Raw genomic sequence first — 9,180 nt, forward strand, 5'->3', positions numbered from 1 at the left:
GGTGGCCCGCTCGGGTGCCGGCCGGTCGCACCCCCTTACGGAATGGCGGCTTTCCCCCTAGGCTGCTGATAGCCCCCTTGTTACTCGCCGGTACCCGTCCGGTCGGCCGGGGGCCGGCGACCGCCCCCACGGGCGCCGCGACAATCCCTCAGACGGCCACCCGAATCCCTCAGACGGCCACCCGCCACCGGAGGTCCTCGTTGAGTTCCGCGCAGTCCCTGATCGGCTCCGGCAGTGCCGACATCGTCGCCGGGCGTCCCGCCTCCGTCGCCCACCTGTTCCTGGAGCGGGTCGCCGCCACCCCGGGCGGTGAGGCCTACCGCTTCCCCGTCCCGGTCGACGAACACGCGGCGGACAGCACCCCCGGCGCCGAACAGTGGCGCTCGGTGACCTGGGCGCAGACCGCCACCCGGGTCCACGCGGTGGCCGCCGGCCTGCTGTCGCTCGGCATCCGCCCGGAGGACCGGGTCGCGCTGATGGCCTCCACCCGGCTGGAGTGGATCATCGCCGACCTCGGCAACATGTGCGCGGGCGCCGCCACCACCGCCGTCTACCCCAGCACCAACGCGGACGAGACGGCGTACATCCTCTCCGACTCGGGCTCCAGAGCCCTGTTCGTCGAGAACGACACCATGCTCGCCAAGGTCGTCGGCGAGATCGGCCAGCTCCCCGAGCTGCGCACCGCGATCATGTTCGACCCGGCCGACGCCGTCCCGGAGACCCCCGGGCTGAACGTGCTCACCCTGGCCGAGCTGGAGCAGCTCGGCGCCGAGTACCTGGAACGGCACCCGGACGCCATCGAGAAGACCGTCGCCGCGCTCGACAAGGAGCAGCTGGCCACCCTCATCTACACCTCCGGCACCACCGGCCGGCCCAAGGGCGTGCGCCTGGTGCACGACTGCTGGGCGTACCAGGGCCGGGCCCAGGAGGCCAGCCGGCTGCTGCGCACGGAGGACGTGCAGTTCATGTGGCTGCCGCTGTCGCACGTGTTCGGCAAGAGCCTGATCTGCGGCCAGATCGCCACCGGCCACGTGATGGCGGTGGACGGCCGGGTCGACCGGATCATCCACAACCTGCCGGTCGTCCGCCCGACCATGATGGCCTCGGCGCCGCGCATCTTCGAGAAGGTCTACAACGGCATCGCCGGCAAGGCGCGGGCCCAGGGCGGCGCCAAGTACAAGATCTTCCTGTGGGCCGCGCGAACGGCCCGCGCCTACGCCCGCGCCACCCAGGAGAGCCGGATCGCCACCGGCCACGACAGCGCCCCGCTCGGCCTGCGGCTGCAGCACGCGCTCGCCGACAAGCTGGTCTACGCCAAGATCCGGGCCGCCTTCGGCGGGCGGATGCGCGGCTCGGTCTCCGGCAGCGCGGCGCTGGCGCCCGAGATCGGTTACTTCTTCGCCGGTATCGGGGTGCCCGTACTGGAGGGCTACGGCCTGACCGAGTCCTCCGCCGGGATCACCGTCAACCGTGCCGAGGACGTCCGGGTCGGCACCATCGGCACCGTGCTGCCGGGCAGCGAGGTCCGGATCGCCGAGGACGGCGAGATCCTGCTCCGCGGACCCGGCGTGATGCGCGGCTACCACAACCTGCCGGAGAAGACCGCCGAGGTGCTGGAGCCGGACGGCTGGTTCCACACCGAGGACATCGGCGAGATCGGCCAGGACGGCTTCCTGCGGATCACCGACCGCAAGAAGGACATGTTCAAGACCTCCGGCGGCAAGTACGTCGCGCCGAGCGAGGTCGAGGGCAGGTTCAAGGCGGTCTGCCCGTTCGTCAGCAACATCCTGGTGATCGGCAACGGCCGCAACTACTGCACCGCGCTGATCGGCCTGGACGAGTCGGTGATCATGCCGTGGGCCGCCGGGCACGGCCTGGCCGGCAAGCCGTACGCCGAGGTGGTCGCCGATCCGCAGGTGCGCCAGCTGATCGACGGCTTCGTGCGGCGGCTCAACGCCGACCTCCAGCGCTGGCAGACGATCAAGAAGTTCACCCTGCTCCCGCGCGACCTGGACATCGAGCACGGCGAACTCACCCCGAGCCTGAAGATCAAGCGCCCGGTGGTCGAGCGGACGTACGCGGACGCCGTCGCCGAGATGTACGCGGGCGCCAACGAGGCCTGAGCCGCCCCTGCCGTACGGCTCGCCCGGTCGGGTGAGCCGTACGGGACAATGGGGTCATGCCCTCCGCACTTCCCGACGGCGAACCCGTGCCGTCCGACGGTTCCCTGCCCCCGCACGCCCTCGCCGGACTCGGGACGCGGCCCTTCGGCTTCTACCTGCACGTCCCGTACTGCGCCAGCCGCTGCGGCTACTGCGACTTCAACACCTACACCGCCACCGAGCTGCGCTCCTCGGGCGCGGTCGCCTCGCAGGAGACCTACGCGGACAACGTGGTCGCCGAGATCCGGCACGCCCGGCGGGTGCTGGGCGACACCGACCTGCCGGTGCGGACCGTCTTCCTCGGCGGCGGCACGCCCACCCTGCTGCCCGCCCGGGACCTGGTGAAGATGCTCGCCGCGATCCGCGAGGAGTTCGGGCTCGCCGACGGCGCCGAGGTCACCACCGAGGCCAACCCCGAGTCGGTCGACCCGGCGTACCTCGCCGAGCTGCGCGCGGGCGGCTACAACCGGATCTCCTTCGGCATGCAGAGTGCCCGCCCGCACGTGCTCCAGTTGCTCGACCGCCACCACACCCCGGGCCGCCCCGAGGCGTGCGTCGCCGAGGCCCGCGCGGCCGGTTTCGACCACGTCAACCTGGACCTCATCTACGGCACCCCCGGTGAGTCCGACGACGACTGGCGGGCCTCCCTGGACGCCGCGATCGGCGCCGGGCCCGACCATGTCTCGGCCTACTCGCTGATCGTCGAGGAGGGCACCAGGCTGGCCGCCCGGGTCAGGCGCGGCGAACTGCCGATGATCGACGACGATGTGCACGCCGACCGCTACCTGATCGCCGAGGAGGCGCTCGCCGCCGCCGGGTACTCCTGGTACGAGGTCTCCAACTGGGCCACCACCCCCAAGGGGCGCTGCCGTCACAACGAGCTCTACTGGACCGGCGCCGACTGGTGGGGGGCCGGTCCCGGCGCCCACAGCCACGTCGGCGGCGTCCGCTGGTGGAACGCCAAGCACCCGGCCGCCTACGCCCGGGCCCTCGCCGAGCACCGCACCCCCGCCCAGGGCCGCGAACTGCTCACCGCCGAGGACCGCCGGGTCGAGCGCATCCTGCTCGAACTGCGCCTCGCCGAGGGCATCCCGCTCACCCTCCTCACCGACACCGGTCTGAAGGCCGCCGACCGCGCCCTCGCCGACGGCCTCCTCGCCGACACCGCCTACGCGCGGGGCCGCGCCGTCCTCACCCTCCGGGGCCGCCTGCTGGCCGACGCGGTCGTCCGTGACCTGGTGGAGTAGCCCCCTGTCGGACAGGACCTAACAGATCCGCCGGACGGGCTGGCCTGTGAGCTGGGCGATGGTCTCGAAGTCGGCGTCCTGGTGCAGCACGGTCAGCTTGTGCTGGGCGGCCGTGACAGCGACCAGCAGGTCGACCGGGCTGGTGCACTGGTGCCTGCTCGACTGCGCCAGAAGTTGCTGGAGTTCCGCGGCGTCCTGCCAGGCGCTGTCCCGCAGGTGCCGGTACGGGAAGAGCTCACGCAGCAGGTCGGCCGCTTCGAAGTAGGAGGCCCGTCCGCCGACCGCCCGCAGGTACTCCTGGCGGACCGGTTCGCAGAGCAGGACCAGTCCCGCGGTCACCGCCTCGTCCCAGGCCGAGCCGGTCTGGCCGCGCATCAGGCGGACCAGCGCGCTGGTGTCGATCAGGAACTCCTCGGTCACGCGGCCGACCTCGCTGACGTGTCACCGCCGGCCGGGTAGCCGATGGCTGAGAAGTCGATCTCGCCCTCGGCCACCATCTCCCGCATCCGGGCCAGCGCGTCCGCGCGGCGCCGGCGGTCCGCTATCTCGCGGAGGGCGGCATTGACCGTGTCCTTCTTCGTGGTGGTGCCGAGGTAGCGGGCGGCGTCGGCCAGCGCCTCGTCGTCCAGGTCGATCACAGTGCGGGACATGGGGACCTCCCGGTGGCGTATATCCGTTTCGCGAACAGGATATACGCGTTCGCGAACGCGGTACGGCTTGTCGTCAGTCCGGCAGCGTCACGAAGTCGATCAGTTCCTCGACCCGGCCGAGGAGTTCGGGCTCCAGATCCTTGAAGGAGTCCACCGAGGCGAGGATGCGCTTCCAGGCGGCGGGGGTGTCCGCCGGCCAGCCGAGGCGGCGGCAGACGCCCTCCTTCCACACCTCGCCGCGGGGGACGCCGGGCCAGCCGGGGATGCCGACGCTCGCGGGCTTCACGGCCTGCCAGATGTCGATGTAGGGGTGGCCGACGACCAGGACGGCGTCGCCGGTGACCCGGGCGGCGATGCGGTGCTCCTTGGTGCCGGGGAGCAGGTGGTCCACCAGGACGCCGAGGCGGCGGCCGGGGCCGGGGGCGAAGTCGGCGACGATGGCGGGCAGGTCGTCGACGCCCTCCAGGTACTCGACGACCACGCCCTCGATCCGCAGGTCGTCGCCCCAGACCCGCTCGACCAGCTCGGCGTCGTGCCGGCCCTCGACGTAGATGCGCGACTCGCGGGCCACCCGGGCCCGGGCGCCGGGGACGGCGATCGAGCCGGAGGCGGTGCGGCCGGGGGCCCGGGACGGCGCGGGCGCGGCCGCCGGGGGGCGGACCAGGGTGACCGGCCGGCCCTCCAGCAGGAAGCCGCGCGGCACCAGCGGGAAGACCCGGTGCTTGCCGAAGCGGTCCTCCAGGGTGACGGTGAAGCCCTCCGCGGTCTTCTCGCACCGCACCACCGCTCCGCAGAAGCCGGTCGCCGCCTCCTCCACCACCAGGTCCCGCTCGGCGGACACCTCCGGGGCGGGCTGCTGCCGCTTCCACGGCGGGGTCAGGTCGGGTCCGTACTGGTGGCTGCGCATGGAAGGTGACTATAGGGAAATCCGGCGGAGGGCCGGCGGGAGGTCAGAGCCCCGGCGCGCCCCAGACCGGGAACCAGCGGGTGAGGTCCTTCTCCAGCCGCAGGTCGTTCCCGAGCATGGCGTTGACCTGCAGTTCCAGGGGGCTGTTCCGCTTCTCCCCGCCGCCCGGCATCGGCGCGAACGGGTAGAAGGTGCCGCGCTTGTACAGGTAGACCAGCGCCAGCGACTGCCCCCGCTCGTCGCGGAAGGCCACCAGCGAGCAGAGCAGCTGCGGTCCGAAGCCGTTCGCCTCCAGCTCGCTGTTGACCGCGTGCAGGTCGTTGACCAGCTCCGGCAGCTCCTCCGGGGTGTGCCGGGCGAGCAGCCAGGAGTAGCCGTACCCGTCCTTGGAGGCCTCCACCGGGACGCCGCCGCGCTCGGTGTCGGCGTCCAGCAGCGCCCGCACCTGCCGTTCGACCTCGCCGAACGCCCCGCCCTCGACGGCCGCGAAGCAGACCGAGCCGAGACCGGTCGGCCGGAAGCCGGTCGCCGCCTCCAGGGTCAGTGCCGCCGAGGGGACCCCGAACAGCTGGTCGAGGTCGGGCTTGACGGGCTTGGTGCGCCCGAACAGGGCGTCCAGGAATCCCACGGCGGTCCTTTCCCGAGGTGGTTCAGCGGCCCAGCTGGGCCGAGATCTTCGCCAGCTGCTCCAGCCGCTGCTCCAGCGACGGGTGGGTGGAGAACAGCTGCGAGGCGGTCTCCCGGGCGCTCAGCGCCGGGGCGAAGTAGAAGGCGTTGTACGGCTGTGCCTGGCGCAGGTCCTTGGACGGGATCGCGGCGATCTGGCCGGTCACCTTGGTCAGCGCCGACGCGAGCGCGCTGGGCCGGCCGGTGAGCTGGGCGGCGGCGCGGTCGGCGGCCAGCTCCCGGTAGCGGGAGAGCAGCCGGGTGAGCAGGAAGCTGATCGCGTACACCACGATCGACACCAGCGGGATGATCAGCGCGGCGATGGCGGCGTTGGAGTCGTTGTTGTTGCGGCCCCCGCCCATGAACCCGCCGTACATCGCGATCCGGGTCATCGCCCCGGCCAGCACCCCGAGGAACCCGGCGATGGTCATCACCGCCACGTCCCGGTGCGCCACGTGCGAGAGCTCGTGCGCCAGCACGCCCTCCAGCTCCTCCGGCTCCAGCCGCCGCAGCAGCCCGGTGGTCACGCAGACCACGGCGTTCTGCGGGTTGCGGCCGGTGGCGAACGCGTTCGGCATGTCGTTGTCGGCGACCGCCACCCGCGGCTTGGGCATGTCGGCCAGCGCGCAGAGCCGGTCGATGGTGCCGTGCAGCTGCGGATACTGTTCCGGGCTCACCCGGTGGGCGCCCATCGCCCGTTCGGTGATCTTGTCGCTGAACCAGAACTGGGCCACGAAGAGACCGCCCGAGATCAGCACGATCAGTGGCCAGGCCCCGCGCAGCAGCACGATCAGCAGGCCGGTGAATCCGACGTACAGCAGCCCGATCACGAACATCGTCGCGACCATGCGGCCGGTCAGGCCGCGGTCGGGTGCGAAGCGCGTGTGCTGGCCCGAGCTCGACATCGCTGCTCCTCCGTTAGCCGTTCGCTTTCGATGCTGCCACCCGGACGGGCCCTCGGCATCACCCGCGCGCCGGATATTGCGCGCAGGATCACTCGGGCCGGGCCGTTCCTGCCGTCGGACCCGGGCCTTACACTGGCAGGTACGGTTCTGGCACTCGGCTGTTCAGAGTGCCAAAGCCGGGGCCTCCCAGAACGGCCCGCAACATGCCAGAACGGACACATGTCACTACGGACAACGTGCGAAGACGGAGGTGCGTGCCCCATGGCCGGTGAGGTCCGTCAGCTGGACGACCGCAAGCTCGCGGTGCTTCGCGCCATCGTCCAGGACTACGTGGGAACCGAGGAGCCGGTCGGCTCCAAGGCCCTGGTGGAGCGGCACAGCCTCGGCGTGTCCCCGGCCACCGTCCGCAACGACATGGCCGCGCTGGAGGAGGACGGCTACATCCACCAGCCGCACACCAGCGCCGGGCGGATCCCCACCGACAAGGGCTACCGGCTCTTCGTCGACCGGCTCGCCGAGGTCAAGCCGATGAGCGCGCCCGAGCGGCGGGCGATCCGGCACTTCCTGGACGGCGCGGTCGACCTGGACGACGTGGTCGCCCGGACGGTCCGGCTGCTCGCCCAGCTCACCCGGCAGGTCGCGGTGGTCCAGTACCCCTCGCTCTCCCGGTCGACCGTCCGGCACATCGAGCTGGTCGCGCTGGCCCCGGTCAAGGTGATGCTGGTCCTGATCACCAACACCGGCCGGGTCGAGCAGCGGATGATGGACTGCCCGGGCCCGGTCGGCGAGACCCTCCTCGCGGATCTGCGGGCGCGGATCAACGCGCACGCGGTCGGGCAGCGGCTGCCCGAGGTGCCGGGGCTGCTGGAGGAGCTGCCGGCCGGTTTCGAGGCGGCCGACCGGCCGGCCGTCGTCACCGTCCTGGCGACGCTCTTCGAGGCGCTCGCCGAACAGAACGAGGAACGGATCATGCTGGCCGGCACGGCCAACCTGACCCGTTTCGGCCACGACTTCCCGCTCACCATCCAGCCGGTGCTGGAAGCGCTGGAGGAGCAGGTCGTCCTGCTCCGCCTCCTGGGTGAGACCGGCGACGCGGGGATGACGGTCCGGATCGGCCGGGAGAACGCCTACGAGGGGCTCAATTCCACCTCGGTCGTCTCCGTCGGTTACGGTTCGGGCGACGAGAGCGTGGCCAAACTGGGTGTGATCGGTCCGACCCGGATGGACTATCCGGGCACAATGGGGGCGGTGCGAGCGGTGGCACGGTACGTGGGCCAGATCCTGGCCGAGTCGTAGGAACAGCCACCATCAGACCGATGGTGGTACCCAGTCGCAAGCACTACTACAGGCGGAACAAGCGGAGCATTTGGTGGCCACGGACTACTACGCGGTACTCGGCGTCCGACGGGATGCGGGGCAGGACGAGATCAAGAAGGCGTTCCGGCGCCTGGCGCGCGAACTGCACCCGGACGTCAACCCGGACCCGAAGACGCAGGAGCGGTTCAAGGAGATCAACGCCGCCTACGAGGTGCTCTCCGACCCGCAGAAGCGTCAGGTCTACGACCTCGGCGGGGACCCTCTCTCGCCCAACGGCGGCGGAGGCGCGGGCGGCTTCGGCGCGGGCGCGGCCGGTTTCGGCTTCTCCGACATCATGGACGCCTTCTTCGGCGCCGCGGCCGGCCAGCGCGGCCCGCGCTCGCGGACCAGGCGCGGCCAGGACGCCATGATCCGGCTGGAGATCACCCTGGAGGAGGCCGCCTTCGGCACCACCAAGGAACTCCAGGTCGACACGGCCGTCACCTGCACCACCTGCAGCGGGGAGGGCGCCGCGCCCGGCACCTCCGCGCAGACCTGTGACATGTGCCGCGGCAAGGGCGAGGTCTCCCAGGTCACCCGGTCCTTCCTGGGCCAGGTCATGACCTCCCGCCCCTGCCCGCAGTGCCAGGGCTTCGGCACCGTCGTGCCGACCCCGTGCCCGGAGTGCGCGGGCGACGGCCGGGTCCGCGCCCGGCGCACCCTGACGGTCAAGATCCCGGCCGGTGTCGACAACGGCACCCGCATCCAGCTGGCCGGCGAGGGCGAGGTCGGCCCCGGTGGCGGCCCCGCCGGCGACCTGTACGTCGAGATCGCCGAGACCACCCACACGGTGTTCCAGCGACGCGGGGACGACCTGCACTGCACGGTCACCATCCCGATGACGGCCGCCGCGCTCGGCACCCAGGTGCCGCTGCAGACGCTGGACGGCCTGGAGGAGCTCGACATCCGGCCCGGCACCCAGTCCGGCCAGTCGATCCCGCTGCACGGCCGGGGCATCACCCACCTGCGCGGTGGCGGCCGGGGCGACCTGATAGTGCATGTCGAGGTGCAGACGCCCACCAAGCTCGACGCCGAGCAGGAGGACCTGCTCCGCCGCCTCGCCGTGCTGCGCGGCGAGGAGCGGCCGTCCGGCCAGTTCGCGCCCGGCCAGCAGGGGCTGTTCTCCCGGCTGAAGGACGCGTTCAACGGGCGCTGAGGCGCCCGCAGGAGTGTGCAAGCACCACGAGGGGCGCGGGGGGGGTGGGGCGGGCGCGGGCCGGCGCGCGGGCCCCCCCCCCCCCCCCCCCCCCGCCCCCCCCCCCCCCCCCGCCGGCGCACCCGCCCGCC

At 72.1% G+C, this 9,180-nt stretch carries 9 protein-coding genes; 4 read left to right on the top strand and 5 right to left on the bottom strand.

Features of this window, described 5'->3' with window-relative positions; translation table 11 throughout:
* Positions 1 to 200: 200 nt before the first annotated feature.
* Both ACIO5D_RS17310 and hemW read left to right on the top strand, forming a co-directional pair.
* Positions 201 to 2,123, top strand: coding sequence for an AMP-binding protein (locus tag ACIO5D_RS17310; RefSeq protein WP_363607494.1), 1,923 nt, complete (start codon positions 201 to 203; stop codon positions 2,121 to 2,123).
* Positions 2,124 to 2,179: 56 nt separating this feature from the next.
* Positions 2,180 to 3,409 (top strand): radical SAM family heme chaperone HemW, encoded by a 1,230-nt coding sequence (gene hemW / locus ACIO5D_RS17315; RefSeq protein ID WP_400796111.1) that lies wholly within the window; start codon positions 2,180 to 2,182, stop codon positions 3,407 to 3,409.
* Between the two features lie 18 nt (positions 3,410 to 3,427).
* On the opposite strand, the gene ACIO5D_RS17320 is transcribed toward hemW, so the two are convergent.
* From ACIO5D_RS17320 to htpX, 5 genes are all read right to left on the bottom strand, one after another.
* The gene (locus ACIO5D_RS17320; RefSeq protein WP_363607492.1) at positions 3,428 to 3,829 is read right to left on the bottom strand and encodes a PIN domain nuclease; all 402 of its coding nucleotides are present in this window, start codon (positions 3,827 to 3,829) and stop codon (positions 3,428 to 3,430) included.
* Positions 3,826 to 4,059 (bottom strand): type II toxin-antitoxin system VapB family antitoxin, encoded by a 234-nt coding sequence (locus tag ACIO5D_RS17325; protein ID WP_363607491.1) that lies wholly within the window; start codon positions 4,057 to 4,059, stop codon positions 3,826 to 3,828. The genes ACIO5D_RS17320 and ACIO5D_RS17325 overlap by 4 nt, the downstream gene beginning before the upstream one ends.
* 73 nt (positions 4,060 to 4,132) lie before the next feature.
* The gene (locus ACIO5D_RS17330) at positions 4,133 to 4,966 is read right to left on the bottom strand and encodes a DUF3097 domain-containing protein (protein ID WP_363607490.1); all 834 of its coding nucleotides are present in this window, start codon (positions 4,964 to 4,966) and stop codon (positions 4,133 to 4,135) included.
* 43 nt (positions 4,967 to 5,009) lie between these two features.
* Positions 5,010 to 5,594 (bottom strand): hypothetical protein, encoded by a 585-nt coding sequence (locus tag ACIO5D_RS17335; RefSeq protein ID WP_363607489.1) that lies wholly within the window; start codon positions 5,592 to 5,594, stop codon positions 5,010 to 5,012.
* Positions 5,595 to 5,616: 22 nt separating this feature from the next.
* Entirely contained in the window at positions 5,617 to 6,537 is a 921-nt protein-coding gene (htpX, locus tag ACIO5D_RS17340) for a zinc metalloprotease HtpX (protein ID WP_363607488.1), read from the bottom strand.
* 261 nt (positions 6,538 to 6,798) lie between these two features.
* Between htpX and hrcA the strand changes: the two genes are divergently transcribed.
* Both hrcA and dnaJ read left to right on the top strand, forming a co-directional pair.
* Positions 6,799 to 7,833: a heat-inducible transcriptional repressor HrcA gene (hrcA, locus tag ACIO5D_RS17345; protein WP_363607487.1), complete on the top strand. Its 1,035-nt coding sequence runs from the start codon at positions 6,799 to 6,801 to the stop codon at positions 7,831 to 7,833.
* A 73-nt stretch (positions 7,834 to 7,906) separates the two neighbouring features.
* Positions 7,907 to 9,049 (top strand): molecular chaperone DnaJ, encoded by a 1,143-nt coding sequence (gene dnaJ / locus ACIO5D_RS17350; protein WP_363607486.1) that lies wholly within the window; start codon positions 7,907 to 7,909, stop codon positions 9,047 to 9,049.
* Positions 9,050 to 9,180 lie beyond the last annotated feature (131 nt).

This window comes from Kitasatospora sp. NPDC087315, from assembly GCF_044744345.1.
GTDB lineage: Bacteria > Actinomycetota > Actinomycetes > Streptomycetales > Streptomycetaceae > Kitasatospora.